We start from the raw sequence: 19,312 nt of genomic DNA on the forward strand, positions 1-19,312 counted from the left end.
TATTCACCAAGATCTAATGTATTGAACGAAAATAAGTTTTTATTTATATATTAAAATTTTTTACTCTTCTTCAACTAATTTATAGCTTATCATTGGATATGGTATTATTTCCTTTATACTATAAACACCTGTCAAAAGCATAACAACTCTGTCTATGCCTATACCTACACCTCCTGTAGGGGGCATACCATAGCTTAAAGCCCTAACAAAATCAAAATCATATGGATGCGCTTCCTCATCCCCTCTTTTCATCATTTCCATTTCTTTTTTGAATAACTCATCTTGTAAAATTGGATCATTTAACTCCGAATAGGCATTAGCAAGTTCCATACCGGCTGCGTACAGTTCAAACCTTTCTACTAGGCCTGGTTTATTTCTATGGGGTTTACATAAAGGCGTTGTTTCAATAGGATAATCGAGAATAAATGTTGGTTCTACTATATTATCAGCAACAAGCTTATCAAATAATTTCTCTATCATAAAGCCTCTTATATATAGATTACCTCTTGGTTTTTGATTAATTTCATCTAACATTCTTTTTAATTCATCATCGCTAACCGATTCTATATTTTTGCCAATAGCATTTGATAATGCGTCAAACATCGTTATCTTATTAAATGGTTTTTCTAAATCTATTTCATATTCTTTTCCATTAATAACTTTTTTAATTTTAGGTTCTTTTAACGCTTTTTTAGCAACTTCTCTTATTAGGTTTTCTGTCAAATTCATTATGTCTTTATAGTCTGCATATGCCCAATAAAGTTCTAACAGCGTATATTCTGGGTTATGAGTTACATCGATATCTTCATTTCTAAATACCTTCCCAACTTCAAAAACTTTGTTAAATCCACCTACTATGTATCTTTTCAAATATAACTCTAAAGATATCCTTAAGTACCAATCTTCATTTAGCGCATTAACATGAGATTTAAAAGGTTTTGCTAAGGCTCCGCCATATACAGGTTGCAAAATGGGTGTTTCTACTTCAATAAATCCTTGATTATATAAATATGTCCTTATTTGTTGAATTATGTTAAATCTAGTTATCATCAGTTCTCTTGCATTTGCATTGTATAAGAAATCGACATATCTATGTGCATATCTAAACTCAGGTGATAATTTTGACCAATCAGGAGGTTCGATGAGAGCTTTAGATAATAATGCGTAATCATTAATTCTTAAGGTTAATTCTCCTTTCATAGTATAGAATAAATCTCCTTTAACCCCTATTATATCTCCTCTTCCAATTATATGAATAAACTCATTATACTTTTCTTCTCCCAACTCGTTTACTCTAGCATATAATTGTAGTCTTTCCCCCTCATCAAATATATCTATAAAAGCTGCTTTTCCATGCCTCCTAATATTACCTATTCTACCTACGGTTGATACATTATGCATAAAAGGTTCATGACTCTTTTTATTAAGTTTATTTACTTCATCTCTTATCTGTTTAATAGTATGTGTGAAATCAAATTTTGGAGGATAAGGGTTTATACCTTTGGATCTTAATTCTTCTAGAATCTTTAATCTTTCTTCGTCCCATTTCATTTAATTTACACCTATATAATCCTAGATATTTAATATTTTAAGCTTTAGTTTTCTATTATTGCTATATGTTAATTATATTGCATAAAAGATATAGATATGCATTTAATAATTCATAAACCAATTATATAAAATTGATGGCAAAATGAAAATACTGCTGTTAAGTGATATACATGGAAATATCGAGTCTTTAAAAGAAATTATAAATAAGGAAAACTTTGATTATGCTTATTTTATTGGAGACGCTGTTGATTATGGTCCACGACCTGCTGAAGTTATTGAAAAATTAAAAGAAATAGGAGCTAACTCTGTATTAGGAAATCATGATAATGCTATATTATATAATGTAGATTGTATGTGTGGCGAACAGACTCATTGGATAAGCGTTTATTTTAGAGAAAATTTTACTAAAAAACTTTTAAATAAAACCCATTTAGATTTTCTCAAAGAGTTTAAAAATAAAATCAAAACTGAAATAGAAGGATTCGGAAAAACATTAATAATTCATGGATCGCCATCTAGTCCTCTTTATGGATATATATATCCTTGGTTAGATGAAGAGAAAACAATAAATATGTTAAACAGAGAGGTAAGATTAAATGAGGCAAAAAATATCAAATTGGAATATGATTTATATATAGTAGGTCATACGCATTTTCAATTCATGAAGAAAATAGATAATAGCTTATTAATAAATCCTGGTAGTGCAGGAGAACCCAGGGATGGAGATAATAGGGCTGCCTATGCAATAATTAATACAGAAAACAAGACAATAGAATTAAGAAGAATTAAATATAATATAGAAAAAGTTGTTAAGGATTTAGAGGATCTAATGATTCCAGAACCCTATCTGACATATCTAAAATATATGTTTATTAATGGTAGAATTCTAAGGAGAAACGCTTAAAATTTTTAACCACTATATAGTGATAAAAAATAGGAGATAAAAATGAAAGCAATTTATTATAATTCTCATGGGGGGATTGATGTTTTAAAATATGGTGATGTTGACGAGCCTAAAATTAATAGAGGGGAAGCACTAATAGAAGTAAAATATTCATCAATAAATAGAATAGACTTGCTTATAAGAAAAGGATATCCAGGCATTAATATACCATTACCTCATATACCTGGAATAGATCTATATGGTAGAGTTATAGATGTCGACAATAATGATGAAATAAATCCTGGAGATTATGTAGTTGCAAACACAGTATTTGGTTGCGGCCATTGTGAATTTTGTTTATCAGGAAAAGAAAATATGTGCAATCTATGGAAAATGATTGGATTTCATATAAACGGATCCCATGCAGAGCTTGTTAAGGTTCCATCGAAAACACTAATAAAAGTGAAAGGTAATGGAGAAAAACTAGGAGTGACTCCTCTATCATTATCAATATCCTGGAGTGCATTAGTTACTGTTGGTAAAATAAAAAAAGATGATTTTGTTTTAATATATGGTGGTTCAGGAGGCGTAGGTACATTTGCAATTCAAGTTTCCAAGTTATTCGGCGCCAAATCTATTGTAACTACTAGAAATGAAGAAAAAGAAAAAATTTTAAAATTGATAGGTGCAAACTATGTGATAAATGGCAATGAAGAAAACATAACAGAAAGGGTCATGGAAATAACGGATAAAAAAGGCGTTGATATTGTAATAGACTATATTATAAATCCAACTATGCAAGTTTCCTTAGATGTTGCAAAAACTAATGGAAAGATTATAGTATTTGGATTTTTAGGAGGTAACGTCTTTCCCATAAACTGGCAAAAATTTTATTTAAAAAGTCTGAGAATTTACGGTATTCATAATGCATCTAAATTAGAATTAAAAAATGCTATTAAATATGTTGAGAATAATGAGATCGAGCCATATATATCAAGAAAACTTAGCCTCGAAGAAGTAATAGATGGCCACAAAATAATGGAGAATAATGAAATCATAGGAAAGCTATTAGTAAAAATTTAATTTATTCTCAATAATCATTTCCAAAAATTTTATTAATAATTTTAAATATTTCTCTTAAATAAAATTTTATTATGCAATTATAAAAACTATTGATTTATGAAATATACTTTATAAAGTATCAGTTACTTATTTTTTCTTGGATAAAATTCGATAAATTCTTATTTCCTTCTATCTTAGGATCATAAGGTATATATATTAAATCTTTATTTAAAATACGCTTGTTTAGTGACATTATAAATCCTCTTTTTCTTGGTTTAATTTCTTTCACATCCGAATAAAAAATTATTGTTTTATTGTATGATGGCCTTTTATAAATTTCTAAATGATCATCATAAAAATTTATATATTCATTAGCACTGGCTGCCCTAGCTATAATAGGAACCAATAATAAGAATAAAGATATAATATATGCCAGCAAAACTGAAAAAGATGATATAAAAACTATAGAAATAAGTAATAAAACAAAAATTAATAATGATATTTTTATGTAAGATGAACTAATTCTTAGTGATACAAGCGGCTTATTTAAACCTTCTCCTGATCTATATGCATTAATTGTTTTATTCATAACTCCAAAAAGATAAGACATATAAATTATTCCAAAAATAGCATAGTCAGCATCGAAATCCCCTATCAATTTTCCATTATCAAACTTTAACTTTCCAATAATCATATTATTACTATCAATAAAATTAATTTCTTTGCCATTTATTAAGTTTAATGAAACCTGTTCTTTACTAACATTAGGTTTCACTGAATTACCTTTATATATAACATTAAATCCTTTGCCTCTACCAACTTCAATATTATCCTGAATTATCCTATAGCCATTATAACCGAGCTTTATAATAACATTATATGGAAATTTTCCTTCAACTTTTATTTCTTTTTTACTTAATTTGATATCACAACATACATTTTCGTTAATCTTTATTTTAGACCCATCAAGTTCAATCCTCAAATATATCCCTATATATTAATGATTTTTAAAATTAATATATAATTGGTTAATAAGATAAAACAATAATGGCGGTCTTAGATGAGAGAGTTACGCTATAATCCATTAACAGGCCAGTGGATAATGGTTTCTTCGATAAGAAAAGAAAGAAGATGGAGACCTCAAAATTTTTGCCCATTTTGCCCAGGAAGTGAAGAAACGGGATATAATTGGGATACATTAGTATTACCAAACAAATATGCTGTACTAAGCTTTGATTCTGAAAATGTAAAAAGTGAAGGATTTTATAGAAAAGCAAAATCTATGGGAGAATGCGGAGTTATAATAGAGACTCCTATTCACGACGTAAAGGATTTAGATGAATTACCTATAGATCAATTAGTTAAGGTCATTAAGCAATGGATAAACGTGACTAACAAGTACATAAATGATAAGAGAATAGCATACTTAATGATCTTCAGAAATAAAGGAGAGGAAATAGGAGTTAGCTTAACTCATCCACATGGACAATATTATGCCATGCCTTTTATCCCTTTAAAAATAAGAAACATGATACAAAATTCAAGAAACTACTTTAAAAGATACAATGAATGTATTTTTTGTAGAATTATTAAAGAAGAAATAAAAAGCAAAGATAGAGTTATATATGAAAATCAAAACTTCATAGTATTTCTTCCATATTATTCGAATTGGCCATTTGAAATACATATATATCCAAAGAATCATTTACAATACATAACACAATTCAATAAAGATCAAATTTTAGATTTTGCTGATGCAATAAAGCTTAGTCTTAATTCTCTAAATAATTTATTCGATAGAGAGATGCCATATTCTTTTGCCCTAATTCAAGCTCCATTAAAAGGTAATTTTTCAAATATATTCCATATTCATCTTGAAATTTATCCGATATTAAGGGATAAAGATAAAATTAAGTACGCAGCTGGGATAGAAATGAGCACATGGGATTTTACTTATGATGGTATTCCAGAGGAGAATGCAAAAAAGTTAAAAGATGTTTGCAAAAAAGTTAATAAATCCTATAGAGGGATTTGCATAGAATGAGGTGATAGAATGCCAAAAATCTTTTCTCCTGGAAGAATAAACATAATAGGTGAACACACTGATTATTCTTATGGATATGTAATGCCTATGGCCATAAATTTAGGAAATTATTTGGAATACGTACCTTATGATAAAATTAGCTTACGTTCAGACGCTTATAATGAAGAAATAGAACTTGATTTAAGTATGATTAATAAAAAACAAAACAAGTGGATTGATTATATTTTAGGTGTTTATAATGCTTTGTTTGAATTAAATTTAAAACCTGGAGGAATTAAAGGTAGGATTTATGGGAACCTACCAATAAGTTCTGGTCTTAGCTCTAGCGCAAGCTTAGAACTCGCTATATTAGTTGCGTTAAATAATTCCTATAATTTAAAATTAAACAAATTACAGCTAGCATTAATAGGGAAAAAAGCAGAAAATGATTTTGTAGGTGTTCCTTCAGGAATATTAGACCAATTTGCTGTTACTTTTGGGAAAAAAGGTTTTGCTATTTTTCTAGATACAGAGACTCTATCATATGAATACATACCTTTTCCGAAAGATATTTCTGTTATAGTATACAATACAGGCGTAAAAAGAGAACTAGCTAAAACTGGATATGCTGATAGGAAAAAAATTGTTGAAGATAGCTTAAGAATACTTAATAAGAATTCCTCGAAAGAAATTATAGAAAAAGACTTGGAAAAACTAGATCCATTATATAGAAAAAGAATGGGATACATAATTAGAGAAAACAACAGAGTTATTAATGCCAAAGAAGCGCTAAAGAAAAATAATTTAGAACTTTTGGGAAAACTTCTAATAGAATCTCATAACGATATTGCTAAAAACTATGAAGTTAGCAGTAAAGAATTAGATTTCATAGTAGAAACTTCGATGAAATACGGCGCTTTGGGAGCAAGATTAACAGGAGCTGGATTTGGAGGATCTGCTATAATACTTGCTTTAAAAGATAAAGCAGAAAAAATTGCAGAATCCGTACATAAAGAATATATTAAAGTATTTGAATATAAGTCATTCTATAATATAGTTGAAAGCAATGATGGCGCAAATATTATTGAAAATTAATTTTTAATATTTAATAAATTAGAAAAACTATATTAAAATTTTTAATATTTAATAAATTACTTTAATTATTAAAAAATAATTTTTTTATTAAAGTCTTTAAACCTGAATTGATATTAAAAAAATGACAAAAAAGAGGTAACCATTATGGCAAAAGTAGTACTCAAAGAATTAACAAAAGTATTTAAAAAAGGAAAAAACCTAATTTATGCTTCTAACAAAATAAACTTAGAGGTTAACGATGGAAGATCGTTTGGCATATTAGGCCCAAGTGGCGGAGGTAAAACTACTCTTTTAAGACTTATTGCAGGTTTAGAATTGCCCACTGATGGATATATATATTTTGATGACAAAATGGTTTCAGCTCCAAACAGGATAATTGTTGATCCTGCAGATAGAGGGATTGCAATGGTCTTCCAAAACTGGGCTCTCTATCCAAATATGACCATATATGATAACATAGCATTCCCCCTTAGAAACATGAAAGTTCCTAAATCAGATATAGATAAGAAAGTTAAAGAAGTTGCAGAAATATTAAATATAAAACATATACTTGATCATTATCCTAGAGAGGTTTCAGGAGGGCAAATGCAAAGAACTGCTTTAGCTAGAGCATTAGTAAAAAATCCTAAAATCCTTCTTTTAGATGAACCATTTAGCAATTTAGATGCTCAAATTAGAGATAGCGCAAGAGCATTAGTTAGAAAGATTCAGAGAGAATTAAAGCTTACAACAATTGTAGTATCTCATGATCCTGCAGACATATTTGCCATAACAGAAGAGGCAGGGGTAATTGTTAATGGGATGCTCGTACAAAAAGGTAATGCATCAGAAATTTATGATAATCCAATAAATGAAACAGTTTCCAAACTATTAGGAGATATTAATATAGTAAAAGCACAAATAAAGGATAATTATATTAAGTTTGGTAATATCTTGATACCTATAAATAGAAAATTAGACAAAGAAGAGGTTAACATAGGTATAAGACCCGAAGATATCAAAATATCAGAGACTAATGAGATTTCTGGTTTTGTTAATGTAGGAAAAGTAAAAATAAAAGTTTCAAGTTACGTTGCAGGTACATTCAAAGTAGTTGTTAGCCCAATAGATGATGAATCTATAGAGCTTAATGTTAATACAGAAAGGCATATAGAAGCAGGAACTGATATGAATCTTTTTGTTAAGCCAGATAAAATAAAAATATTTGATGAAAAAGGAAATAGAATATAAATTCTTATATTTTAAAGAATTTGTCTTTACCTTCCTTCATTCTTATTAACGCGTTCATAGGTATTGTATGATAACCTGTCTTTGCAATAATTTCATATACTGTTTCATATGTAGCTCTTTCTAATAACCAAAATGATAATGATATATCTAGTTGATCCATATTCTCCCTTATTGGCTCTGAAATTGTCTTTATATATTCGTTTAAAATCTGTATTGACGAATTATATTCCCACTCAAGAATATCATTATTTAACAAGTCCAAAGAATCTTTTACGCTAGAGCCATATATTAGTTGCAATGCCATTATTGCAGTATAATCTATACTTCTTATGAGCGCAGCCAAATCCCTTTCTGGCATTTCTTTTTCCAGTTTATTTCCTGGAAACTTGTATGGCTCTCCTTCAAAATCTGTAAAATAAATGTTCTTATCTGAAACTAAAATTTGATATAAATGCAGATCTCCGTGAATTCTCATCAAATTTTTTCCTATCAAATTTTTTAAATTTGGTCTTATAATATTTAACATCTCATCTATAGAATCTAAAGCCTCTATAGCCATATTTCTATCTTCCTGATATTGTAAATTATCTAGGTTATTCTTTATCCATTTTTCTCTGTATTGAATTCTATTCATCCAACTTTCCAGCACTTTTTCACTTACAACTTCGGTATAACAAAAATCTTCTCTGCATTCCTTCAATATATTATGTAAATTAGCCAAGCTGATGCCAATATTATTTCCAATAGATTCATAATTTCCCAACTTCTTGATAAATCTAACAGCTGAATTTATGTAATATGTTGCTGCCGGTTCTCCTTCTATGATTTCTGTAATTAATCCATAATAATAATCTTTATATCTTATTGAACAATAATACTTAGGTATATTTCTATATCCTGCGTTAGTTAAGTATTTTATAACTTTATCTTCTATGTTGTCAATCTCTAATCTTTTCATTACCTTTAATAAATATTTATTATTGTATTCATTAAAAATTTCATATATTACAGATCTGCTTCCATAAGTAATTGGTTTAATATTAACTATTTTTCCTATATCAGTTTTACAATCAGAATTAAACGATTTTACCTTATTGTAAATTAAATTGTTGATAAACTCTATATTTTCTTCAGCTAAGATCAGACTATCTCTTTTATATAATAATGGAGCAAATAATATTTCATTGCATCCTTCTTCTTTGATATAAATTAAGTCTCCATTGCTAATACAATCGCTATCAAAAGAACTACAATTAAGTCTCCATTGCTGGTTGTCTATATATTTAATTAACTCTGAAAAGCATTTCACAAATGACTACACCACATCTATTAATAAAAAATAGTTTTTATAAAGTTTATTTAAATGTCTTTGTTGTTTCATTCAACAGGATTAACATTTTATTCCCATAATTTTGCGTAGATGCTAATAAAATTAAATAGTTTTTATAAATTGCTATAATTGAGTTACCAGCTTGAACATAACTGATGTTACCCATACTATTAATTGAATAACCATATAGACTTGCTATAGATTGAATATCTTGGTTTAATAAAGGTTCTCCACTAACATTTGCTTCTACTACTTCTATTGCTAGCATATTGCTTGAATTAGATTTTTGATAATATTCTGTAACACTTTCTAATATCGTATAATTATAGAAACTATTACTATAAATATTAGGATAATTAGATGCTGGATTCTCAACTGTTGTACCATTTACAAAACTAATCTTTATAGTATTATTGTTATGATTGATAGAAATATAGCCTGAGACATTACTTATAATGATCCATGTGCCGCCAAATATATTGTTTATTTTATCTGTGGAAACATATCCAGGATATAGTGAAGGACTTAAAGAAGTTGTTTTTTGTTTATTCATAACTCCGTAATAATAAACGCCTAACGATGCAACTACCGCTATTATTACGATCGCAACAATCACTGATATCTTCATTTCCAAATTTTACACCAAAAATATTTAGTCATGCTGAGATTATAAACTAATATAAACAATAAATGATAAAATTTTTGCAAAATATTGGAATCTTACCTTTTATATGAATTTAAAATATATTTAATATTTATTTTTAATTAAATATCTTTATTTTTAGAACTTAAATAGATATAAGTTTTAAGAAACTCTGCATGACTCCATAACAATGGCGTAACAGACAAGGGGGAGCCATCGAAGGGATTAATTTGCTCTGGTATTAAACCAGTAGGAGTAGAAATACCTTCAACCCATTTAATTAGTTTAGCAGCCTCTTCTAAGTTATTGGATTTAATATAGTGTTGTGCTAACCACATTGTTGTTATAATCCATGGATTACCCGGTATACCGTTATAATCTTCTTGTACTCTTTGATAATAATCATTTTCATATCTAGCTAATCCTCCTGTAGTTTTTACCCAGAGTTTTTCTTTTATTTTTTCAATACTAGACATCAAAGTTTCATCGTTTGCATCCAATACATCAAATAAGGATAAACCCAATATGCTAGATTCTACAGACTTATCATAATCAATAATTTTACCATTATCGATTACAATGCTTTTATAGTATGTTTTTCTTTCCTTATCAAACATGTATTCCTTTAATGATTTAGTCATATCCTTTGCAATCCTCCCCCATTTTTCTTCATTATTCCAATCTCCTAAAAACCTAGCAAGCGATGATGCTGATCTAAGACCTGCTATTACAGATGAAACTGTATAAGTATGAACTCCTAGTTTCTCTTCCCATAAATCATATGACATCAAAGGCAATTTTAATTTTTCATCTGTAAAATTTACTAAAAAATCTGCAGCTTTTTCAATAGTATCATAGTAGTCTCTAAGAGAGCTATAATCTTTAGTTATTATAAAATGATTATAATAAGAAAATAGCGATGTAGCAGTTTCATCCTCTTGTATATTAAGAGATTGCTTTGTTTTTACGGTCCAAGGATGCCAAGTGCTACCATAAGTACCATCCGAATTATATTTTTGATATAAATATCCTTCATCGTTGAATAATCTATTAAATAGAAAATCATAATACTTATTAGTAAAAGAATAATAGCCTGCAATATCTAGAGATAGCGCCGTTAGAGATGCATCTCTAGGCCAAACATATGCATATGTGTCTAAGTTAAACTTTAATATACTTGTATCTAAAGATGCTGGTATTTCTCCATTTTTACCTATATGCCCTATTATTATAGCCACGCTTTGTTTCGCTAACTTATTACCAAAAGGATCTATTATATCTTTCCAATATCTTGTATCTCTTTCCATTTGCACACTACCTTTACTTTTTATTATATTGAGTTTTTTAACTATATCATTATAACTATTACCTGCTATGATATAAACGAAGAACTCCATAGATGCTATTGAAAATGCAGAATCCACTGAACCCTGAGAGATTGGATTCTTTGATAATATTCCATCGTTACAATCATTTATAACTGTCCCTTGATCTCTTCTCCCTGTTGTATATTCATATAACTGCTGTGAAGACGATATGATAAACCAAGTATTTTGCTTATAATGAATTAGAGAGTCTGTTATTGGATCATATAGAGCTGTATCACCTACTTCATTACCATTTAATCTGAAGTCATTATAAAATATTATTCTATATAATCCTTTACCATTTATTTTAACCTTTCTTATTATGGCTGGATGAGACATTGATATAACATCTTTGAATTCTATTGATGTATCTTCTTTATTGGCTTTCATGGTTATGCTTAGCCCATTCATGCTTATAGTTTTATCCCATGATTCCAGCCATTCAAAATATCCATCCTTCCAGACTCCTACTTTAAACATTCCATTCAAAGATTGGTTATATTGCTGACCTAAATAAGGATAATATATTGATTTTATGTAAAAATTAGAGTCATATAAAGCTGCCATTTCTCCATTACTAAGAAAACCTGTTCTCATCTTATCTAACCCCAAATAGATAGAGATCTCCTAAGATCTTAAAGATTATACCCTTTTATGAGTGTCACTATGTTGTTGTTAAATACCATATAAGATATTGGCGACTTTAATTTCTTACTATAATTTTTGCAGCTTCTTCATTGAATCTAACGTTATTTTTAATATCTTATTAAATCCGATTACAATTTATAGTTCAATTAATAATTCATAACACCTTCTTTCATGGTCTATCAAGTTAAATAAAACTGTTTTATCCAAAATAAAAGACGGGGCCTGAAATTTAATTTATCATAACTCATTTTACAAATATATAAATTTATTTACAAAGATCTTCACAATTGTAAGCTGGGAAAGATTTTATATTTCCTTCAGTATAAGCATAAACATTATGTGGGTGTATGCTTTCTAAGCTTATTGCTTCAGCTCTTATTACTGTACTTTCAGGTAAAGATATAGATAAACATCTTAGACCTCTTATAGCATCTCTTACCACATCTTCTACAAATTTGGGGTTTTTATGGGCGCTAATAACTAAATTAGCTTCCTGCATTCTTTTTAGCAAGGTAAATGATGGAGCCGAAAAAGCATTAGATAAACACCTAGCAATATCTTCTATCCTAACTATATGGTTTTCTTCTGTTTCTATAGTTCCATATAACAAAACTTTTTGGCTATGACTTGGAGATAAATTATCAGAACTTATTATATTAGATATTGTCTTCTGCGCACTAGGACAAACTGTCATACCATAAACTCCAACTGTTATTGACCACCTTTTTCTTTCTGAATTTCCATCAATGCTAACTAGAACTTCTACAGGTTCTAATTCTTTTAATCCATTAAATTGTATTTCAACACCATATTTAGTTTTTGCTTCAACTCTAGCACTCTTTGCATATGTATGTAGCTTTAATAATGATTTATGAACTTTTTCAAGATAATATTCAATACTATTTGCTTCCATTGGAAATTCTATATCTTCAGGTAATGCTTCAACATTTCTTGATAAGTGAGCCCCTTTCTTATATTCAGGAATTTCTACATATGCATTAATTTCTAAATCTAAAGGTACAACGCCTAAAGGCGAGTCTATTAAAACTCTTCTCCATAATCCCTTAAAACCAACCCTATTTATTGGTATTGTATAATCGGGCTTAGTATCCTGAATTTCCAACATACTCACCCTAAATCTAGCTCTCCATATACTATAGGATATTCCAAACTAAACTTCTCTAGTATGTAGGGGCTAACCTCACCAAAATAACCAATTATCTTATTGTTTACAATTAAATCAGCTGATCTTCCTTTAATTAAAAATTTATTTGAAGAACTTAATACCTTAAATTCTATGTTTAACATTTTAAGCAAAGAATATACAACGGACTGAATATCTTCATAAGAAAGGCTCTCATCCATTATAGCAATAGAAATTCTTTCCTTATCGACAGGTTTTCCTAATACTTTTTCAACAATTTTCCCTATTTCAAAGAGTTTTACTGGTTTGCTTGCCATAATATTATTTTTCATGGCCATTATCATAGAAACAAAAAGATTTGGCCTTAATGAATCGAAATCGTTAGTTATAGGATTTAAAACTTCTATATAATTTTGTTCGTCTAAATCTTTTAAGATTCTAGAACTGACCAAAGTTAATGATTGTATTTCCGTAAAACCTAATCCAATCATTATATCCCTTATTTTTCTTTTAAGTATAGTAATGTTTGTTAAAGAACCTCTTAGCATAACTTTGGGCTTATTTGGCACTATATTATTATATCCTATTGACATAACTATATCCTCTACTAAATCTATATTGCTTATAATGTCAGCCCTAAATGGAGGAATCACTACTCTTATTTCATTATCGTTAAGTAAAACATTATGTCTCATTCTCATCAAATGAAAAGCTATTTCATCATTACTTAATTTTTCTCCCAGAATCTCATTAACATAACTAGAATCAATGACTTCCTCGCTTTTTTCCATAAGTGGAGTGTATTTTCTACTATTATTTTCAATAATTTCTACTTTGCCTATTTTAGTATTTTTCCTTTCTGCCAAATTAGAAACAATTATATCTAACGTTTTGTTTACATAATAACTATCTGTACCTGTAACATCAATCAATAAGTCTCTTGTATTTTCATCTAACCTAGTTATGTTTGAATTGATAACTGGAGGGAGAGATATTATTTCATCACCTGATATAAATGCAGGATGCAAATCGTTAATAAGACTAATATTTCCATATTTTATTCCCTGATCAGTATTTTTAAGTATTTCCCTTATGGAAACATAGTTATTAGATCCTAGAGGCATCATCTTATCATCAATGCTTACATTCTTATATTTTAGCTCATTTGATGGAACCTTATTTAAATCGTGAATCCCTATAGCTACTTTTCTTCTTTTTCTTCCTATTCCTTCATGTAGTTTTTCTTGGAACTGTATAAGTTCTACTAAAAAATCATTATCTAAATTAACATTATAAATCACTGCTGCTGAAATTATTGGTCTAATGTAAGGAATCTCGTTTATCAACTTAAATTTAGAATTTTCATAATCATATTCTTTGAATCCTAATTCATTATTTGTTATACCTCTTATTGCTCTAGCTATCCCTTCTCCTATATACATATCAGGCCTATCGGGATTAATTTCAACTTCTAGTTGATTTTCATTATTTATAGATGCTTCGCACTTTAAAGAGAACAATGCATCTTCTAGTGTATTAATTCCTAAACCTGTTAAGTTTAATATTCTTTCAGGTTTAAATTTCAAAACTGGCATTTGCTTCACCTCAATTTAAAAGATCTCAAAAAATCGTAGTTAGTTTCATATAATTGTCTTATATCATTAAGGCCAAGCCTTGCCATAATTAGTCTTTCTACACCCATACCCCAGGCTCCTACTCTATAATCAATGCCTGCCATTTCTAAGACTTCTGGCCTAAACAAACCTGCCCCAAATAATTCTATCCATTTATTATTAATCTTAGCATATCCCTCAACGCTTGGTTCTGTGAACGGGAAATATCCAGGTTTGAACTTAATTTCAATACCTAGTCTTTCTCCAAATTCTTTTAAAATACCTAGGAGGTCCTTAAAAGTATAGTTATGATCTCCCATTATGCCATCTAGCTGGTGAAATTCGGGTAAATGAGATGCATCAATAACATCGCTTCTATAAACTTTACCTATAGTAAAGTATCTTATTGGAGGATTAAATTTGTTTAATAATAGTCTTGCTGATACTGATGTTGTTTGGCTTCTCAAAACATATCTTGATGATATTTCTTGATTAAATTTATACCTCCATCCTCTTTCATGTACTCTCGAGACCCTGTCAATTAAATCTTTCATTTCATTTATATCATAGTTCCTTGGATCCTTAATCCAAAGCGTATCATGAATTTCTCTTGCTGGATGATCTTGTGGTTGAAACAACATATCAAAATTAAAAAGCTCTATCTCTACTAAAGGTCCATCTGTTTCTTTAAATCCAAGTTCCTTCATTATGTCCTTAAGTTCTTCAATAAATTCTATAAAATAATGTTTTCTTGCAGGATAAACAGTTGGGGGTTCTGAGGCTATATCGTACTCTCTTAATTTCAAATTTTTCCATAATCTTTTTGCCAATATCTCATGAGTTAATCTAGATGCCAATATCTCAACTTTACTAATTGCATTTTCTTCTACAATAACTGTTGTTTCAGTTACATAATCGTATTTTATTAAACCTCTAGATAGCATATCCTTTTCTGTATTTGAATCAAAATTCAAATTTATGAGCATGTTTTTAATTTTATTTAGCAAGTTTTTTGCATCATTATAATTCATGATTAAAAGTACTTTACCTTCTTTTAGATCTATAATTTTTAATTTTTTAGCTTGCCCAATAGCTATGTTAGCATCTTCACCTAATAATTCTTTAACCTCTTTTATATTAATTATTTCCTTGCCATTTAATATATCAATTAATTTTTCTTCTGGTAACCCTTCTTCAAGCACCTTTCTACCTTTATCAGTGAGTTTTATAACTTTAATTCTTTTTTCATTAATTTTTATTAAATTTTTTGATTCCAATAGCTTTAGAAGACTAGCCAGTTTACTTTTTTCAATTCCAATTAATTTTTCTCCTTCTTCCAATTTGAATTTTTTTATTCCTTTGTCATTTAATGCTTTTAAAATGTAATATTCGCTCTCGCTTACAGCTATTTTTTCTTCTCCCAACTTTTTAACCCCTTAATACAAATATTACCTTTAAAATCGTCCTATTAAATTGTTTTTCTTACATAAATGGTATTTCAAATTTAATCATTTAAATTTTCTCTTATAACCCTATATGCATTTTTCCACAAAACTTTTTCCGCATTCTCATTTAACACTTCTTTTATTTTATTTATCTCAGATATTTTTTCGAATCCCTTAATGGTTTCTTCTATACCTAGAAAATCTGTGCCTATACCTATATAATCCCAGCCATAAGAATCTCCTAACTCTTTAATTACATTTAAGTAACCATCTAATGTTGGTTCGGGTAATACTTTATGCCATGCCATTATACCTATAACGCCTTTGTTTTTTATTACTGCTTCTATTTCTTCATCATCAACATTTCTTGGATGATCCTTTAATTTTTTATATGCTGTATGAGATATTATAACAGGTTTCTTTGAAATCTGAGAAACATCTAATACAGTCTGTTTAGAAGCATGAGCTAAATCAATAATTATACCAAGATCATTAGCAAGCTTAACTAATTCTTCTCCTTGACCAGTTAATCCATAATCTTTTTTGGACATACAAGAAGACGCAAATTTTGTATCATAATTCCACGTTAAACCTATAGCCTTAAAATTAAGTTCTTTCAATAAATAAATATCTGAAGGATCAGTTAAAACATCAGTTCCTTCTAAACTTATGAGAAACTTAATTCCTTGTTTGTCAAGGTCTTCTTTTTTTCTAACTAAACTAACTATTTTTTCATTATCCAGCTTATAATAAATCTTAACTTGATTTATAAGAGATTGAAAATACATATTTGAATATCCTGACAAAGTTTCTTGAGCAGGAAAAACAACAGAAAATATTGTTACATCGCCTATCGATTTTAATTGATTTAAATCTGATTGATAACTCCCATTAATAAGATCTTTGCCCATAGATGCTGAATATCCGAAATCCTCATGCATATCTATTAGTCTCATAATTATCCCATTAATAATATATGGCTAAAATTTATAAACATTTAAATCAATTATTATATACATGACTTAAAAACAACGTGACATGCTCCATCATTTATGAAGGGTTCATATGTTACATATATTTAAATCATCTGCATATAATATAGACTTGCTCTTAGGAAGCAGGCTAAATCTAATCTTGATTGGCTTAATTATTAATCCTTTATTTTTGTAACTTCTTACATATACTATGTTATCATACATAAAATATAATGGAAACTTGAACAAATCTTTATACAACCCATTAATCAAATATATGCCTGTGATATTATTAGAACTTCTTCTATTAATCAAATTGAGCTGAAGATAACTGAAAATCTCTTTATCTGAAATCAAACTATATGCAGAGTCAAGAGTTAGATCTATTATTATGGAGGGTTTTATTTTTTCTTCTTGCTCATTTATTTCATCAAAATAATCCACCATGGATAATTTAGTTATATTAACGGGCATTATAAATATATTGCTTAATATAATTTCAATCATATTTTTTTCAAATTGTAAATTGGAAAAGCATTTTTCTATATTTTGCTTAAAATCGTCAACTAAATGATTTTGAATTCTTATTATAGTTTTTCCTGATCCGGTTCTTAAATAAGGAGTTCCTACTATAGCACCTAACATGCCAACAATTGTTAAAGCATCTTTACATATACTTGGATTAACTAAAATTAAATTTTGAGATCCTTTATAAAATTCATATTTAAGTTTACCCAAATTAACAATTATTAATTCTTTTGATGTTCTTTGGCCATAATTTATAATTCGTGGCATTGAAATCAATTCTATTGGCTTAATCCTAAATGGGATATCCATTAAAGGCAAATCACTACCTCTAAATTTTTTAATTTCCGCTAATCTTACTATCCTACCTTTTATATTAAATGCTTTGAGATAAATAATTACATCAACGATAAACTCCTCTACACCAAAACCAAAATTTTGGGTTCCGTATGGGACTTCTTCAGTTATTACAAGTTTTCTTTTACTTAATTTTGACAACCTGTAAAATAAATTATGTATCAGCTCTCTGACTTCAATTTTATTACTAAATGCTTGAAATATTGGGGAAATACTATCTATAACTACTATACTCGCATTATATTTTTCAGCATATGATATGATTTGATCTAATAAATCATTAATATATTCTTTCTTAGTTAATGTTATGACTTCTAAATAATAAAACTTTCTTTCATTTTCAAACTTTTCAAAATCTATACCTAAATTTTTCAAATTTTTTAAGAATTCGTTTTTACTTTCAGTAAGGCTAACATATAAAGCAATGCCATTATTGTTAGTGATTTCTTCATAAATAAATTTTGAAGCCATTATTGTTTTTCCAGTTCCTGGATTACCGGTTATTAGTATTAAACCTCCTCTTTCTACCTGATTAAATATGTCTTTGAAGCCATTATTATATGTTAAAATTTGATTGATTTTTTGCATCAACTTTCCCATTTTCTATTATCCTATATATTAAGGTTTATATTTTTTAATATACGTTTTATTTAGAATTTATTTTTAGGTTTAAACCCAAATTTTTTATAATATCCATGAACTCGTTGTTTCTTAAACTAAACTTACCATTATTGCTCATATATTTCATTAGAAGTCCTTCAAATCCTCCTTTACCTATGTCTTTCATATAACTTAATAAATAATCGATTTCGTCATTTGTATAATTATGATATTCATTTTCATGAATTAAATAATTTATTGGAATTCTTTTTCTTATCTGAGGATCTTCATCCGGTATTCCTATTACTAGCCCAAAAAGCGGATAAGTTCTTTCCGGTAAATTAAACAATTCTATTATTTTCTTTGACGCATCTTGAACACCGCCTATAAAGCATATCCCGTAACCCATGGATTCTGCCGCCACTGCCATTCTATCTGCGGCTAAAGCAGCATCTATAGTAGAAAATATTAAAGGAACAAAATCATCCTTTGCTCTATCGATTTTAATGTACTCCATAATTTTTGAGTTTCTATATAAATCTGCTAGAAATATAAAAAACTCCTGAGCATCTTCAACATGTTTCTGTTTTATAAGACTTGCTATTTCTTTTCTCTTATTTTTGTCAGTCACTCTAATCGCTGACCATAAATGTAATGATGCATCTGTAGGTGCTCTTCTAGCGGATTCCATAATTAATCTTAAATCTTCCTCTGGTATATTTACTCCAGATTTAAACTTTCTTATTGATCTATGATTTAATATTGTCTTAACAGTTTCGTTGCTCATATCTACTTACCAAAAATTCTTCTAATTTATCAGTT

The 19,312-nt window shown here is 28.5% G+C and carries 16 protein-coding genes; 5 read left to right on the forward strand and 11 right to left on the reverse strand.

The features are described 5' to 3' along the window. Positions 1-60: 60 nt before the first annotated feature. On the reverse strand, positions 61-1,551 hold the full coding sequence (gene lysS / locus Q0C16_RS03790) for a lysine--tRNA ligase (RefSeq protein WP_292319709.1): 1,491 nt from the start codon (positions 1,549-1,551) through the stop codon (positions 61-63). Positions 1,552-1,693: 142 nt separating this feature from the next. Between lysS and Q0C16_RS03795 the strand changes: the two genes are divergently transcribed. Both Q0C16_RS03795 and Q0C16_RS03800 read left to right on the forward strand, forming a co-directional pair. Continuing rightward, on the forward strand, positions 1,694-2,455 hold the full coding sequence (locus tag Q0C16_RS03795) for a metallophosphoesterase family protein (protein ID WP_292319710.1): 762 nt from the start codon (positions 1,694-1,696) through the stop codon (positions 2,453-2,455). Between the two features lie 42 nt (positions 2,456-2,497). After that, positions 2,498-3,517, forward strand: coding sequence for a zinc-binding dehydrogenase (locus Q0C16_RS03800; protein WP_292319711.1), 1,020 nt, complete (start codon positions 2,498-2,500; stop codon positions 3,515-3,517). Positions 3,518-3,635: 118 nt separating this feature from the next. Here the strand turns inward: Q0C16_RS03800 and Q0C16_RS03805 are convergent, their stop codons facing one another. Then, positions 3,636-4,478: a hypothetical protein gene (locus tag Q0C16_RS03805; protein ID WP_292319712.1), complete on the reverse strand. Its 843-nt coding sequence runs from the start codon at positions 4,476-4,478 to the stop codon at positions 3,636-3,638. A 78-nt stretch (positions 4,479-4,556) separates the two neighbouring features. Between Q0C16_RS03805 and galT the strand changes: the two genes are divergently transcribed. The 3 genes from galT (at position 4,557) to glcV (ending at position 7,844) form a co-directional block, all read left to right on the forward strand. Beyond that, a complete protein-coding gene (gene galT / locus Q0C16_RS03810) occupies positions 4,557-5,540 on the forward strand; it encodes a galactose-1-phosphate uridylyltransferase (RefSeq protein WP_292319713.1) in 984 nt (327 codons plus the stop codon). Between the two features lie 9 nt (positions 5,541-5,549). Beyond that, positions 5,550-6,614, forward strand: a complete 1,065-nt coding sequence (locus Q0C16_RS03815; RefSeq protein WP_292319714.1) for a galactokinase — start codon at positions 5,550-5,552, stop codon at positions 6,612-6,614. A 144-nt stretch (positions 6,615-6,758) separates the two neighbouring features. Beyond that, positions 6,759-7,844: a glucose ABC transporter ATP-binding protein GlcV gene (gene glcV / locus Q0C16_RS03820; RefSeq protein WP_292319715.1), complete on the forward strand. Its 1,086-nt coding sequence runs from the start codon at positions 6,759-6,761 to the stop codon at positions 7,842-7,844. 4 nt (positions 7,845-7,848) lie between these two features. Here glcV and Q0C16_RS03825 read toward each other — a convergent pair whose 3' ends face one another. From Q0C16_RS03825 to Q0C16_RS03865, 9 genes are all read right to left on the reverse strand, one after another. Further along, positions 7,849-9,153 (reverse strand): hypothetical protein, encoded by a 1,305-nt coding sequence (locus tag Q0C16_RS03825; protein WP_292319716.1) that lies wholly within the window; start codon positions 9,151-9,153, stop codon positions 7,849-7,851. A gap of 46 nt (positions 9,154-9,199) precedes the next feature. Further along, positions 9,200-9,808 carry a hypothetical protein gene (locus tag Q0C16_RS03830; protein WP_292319717.1) on the reverse strand — a complete coding sequence of 203 codons (609 nt, stop codon included), beginning with the start codon at positions 9,806-9,808 and terminating at the stop codon, positions 9,200-9,202. Positions 9,809-9,939: 131 nt separating this feature from the next. Next, positions 9,940-11,796, reverse strand: coding sequence for a glycoside hydrolase family 15 protein (locus tag Q0C16_RS03835; protein ID WP_292319718.1), 1,857 nt, complete (start codon positions 11,794-11,796; stop codon positions 9,940-9,942). Between the two features lie 301 nt (positions 11,797-12,097). Further along, positions 12,098-12,955, reverse strand: a complete 858-nt coding sequence (locus Q0C16_RS03840; protein WP_292319719.1) for a GTP cyclohydrolase I FolE2 — start codon at positions 12,953-12,955, stop codon at positions 12,098-12,100. A gap of 5 nt (positions 12,956-12,960) precedes the next feature. Then, positions 12,961-14,571, reverse strand: coding sequence for a phenylalanine--tRNA ligase subunit beta (gene pheT / locus Q0C16_RS03845; protein ID WP_292319720.1), 1,611 nt, complete (start codon positions 14,569-14,571; stop codon positions 12,961-12,963). 5 nt (positions 14,572-14,576) lie between these two features. Next, positions 14,577-16,013, reverse strand: coding sequence for a phenylalanine--tRNA ligase subunit alpha (locus Q0C16_RS03850; RefSeq protein WP_292319721.1), 1,437 nt, complete (start codon positions 16,011-16,013; stop codon positions 14,577-14,579). Positions 16,014-16,093: 80 nt separating this feature from the next. After that, entirely contained in the window at positions 16,094-16,990 is an 897-nt protein-coding gene (locus Q0C16_RS03855; RefSeq protein ID WP_292319722.1) for a membrane dipeptidase, read from the reverse strand. A gap of 105 nt (positions 16,991-17,095) precedes the next feature. Next, complete coding sequence (locus Q0C16_RS03860) at positions 17,096-18,490, reverse strand: ATPase domain-containing protein (protein WP_292319723.1); 1,395 nt, start codon at positions 18,488-18,490, stop codon at positions 17,096-17,098. Positions 18,491-18,536: 46 nt separating this feature from the next. Next, positions 18,537-19,277, reverse strand: coding sequence for a nitroreductase family protein (locus tag Q0C16_RS03865; protein WP_292319724.1), 741 nt, complete (start codon positions 19,275-19,277; stop codon positions 18,537-18,539). Positions 19,278-19,312: the final 35 nt, after the last annotated feature.

The organism is Caldisphaera sp. (assembly GCF_023256325.1).
Classification (GTDB): domain Archaea; phylum Thermoproteota; class Thermoprotei_A; order Sulfolobales; family Acidilobaceae; genus Caldisphaera.

Coding starts and splice junctions, on each gene's coding strand:
- Q0C16_RS03800 (WP_292319711.1), top strand. CDS start 2,498: ATGAAAGCAATTTATTATAATTCTCATGGGGGGATTGATGTTTTAAAA.
- glcV (WP_292319715.1), top strand. CDS start 6,759: ATGGCAAAAGTAGTACTCAAAGAATTAACAAAAGTATTTAAAAAAGGA.
- pheT (WP_292319720.1), bottom strand. CDS start 14,571: ATGCCAGTTTTGAAATTTAAACCTGAAAGAATATTAAACTTAACAGGT.
- Q0C16_RS03865 (WP_292319724.1), bottom strand. CDS start 19,277: ATGAGCAACGAAACTGTTAAGACAATATTAAATCATAGATCAATAAGA.
- Q0C16_RS03795 (WP_292319710.1), top strand. CDS start 1,694: ATGAAAATACTGCTGTTAAGTGATATACATGGAAATATCGAGTCTTTA.
- Q0C16_RS03855 (WP_292319722.1), bottom strand. CDS start 16,990: ATGAGACTAATAGATATGCATGAGGATTTCGGATATTCAGCATCTATG.
- lysS (WP_292319709.1), bottom strand. CDS start 1,551: ATGAAATGGGACGAAGAAAGATTAAAGATTCTAGAAGAATTAAGATCC.
- Q0C16_RS03815 (WP_292319714.1), top strand. CDS start 5,550: ATGCCAAAAATCTTTTCTCCTGGAAGAATAAACATAATAGGTGAACAC.
- Q0C16_RS03860 (WP_292319723.1), bottom strand. CDS start 18,490: ATGGGAAAGTTGATGCAAAAAATCAATCAAATTTTAACATATAATAAT.
- galT (WP_292319713.1), top strand. CDS start 4,557: ATGAGAGAGTTACGCTATAATCCATTAACAGGCCAGTGGATAATGGTT.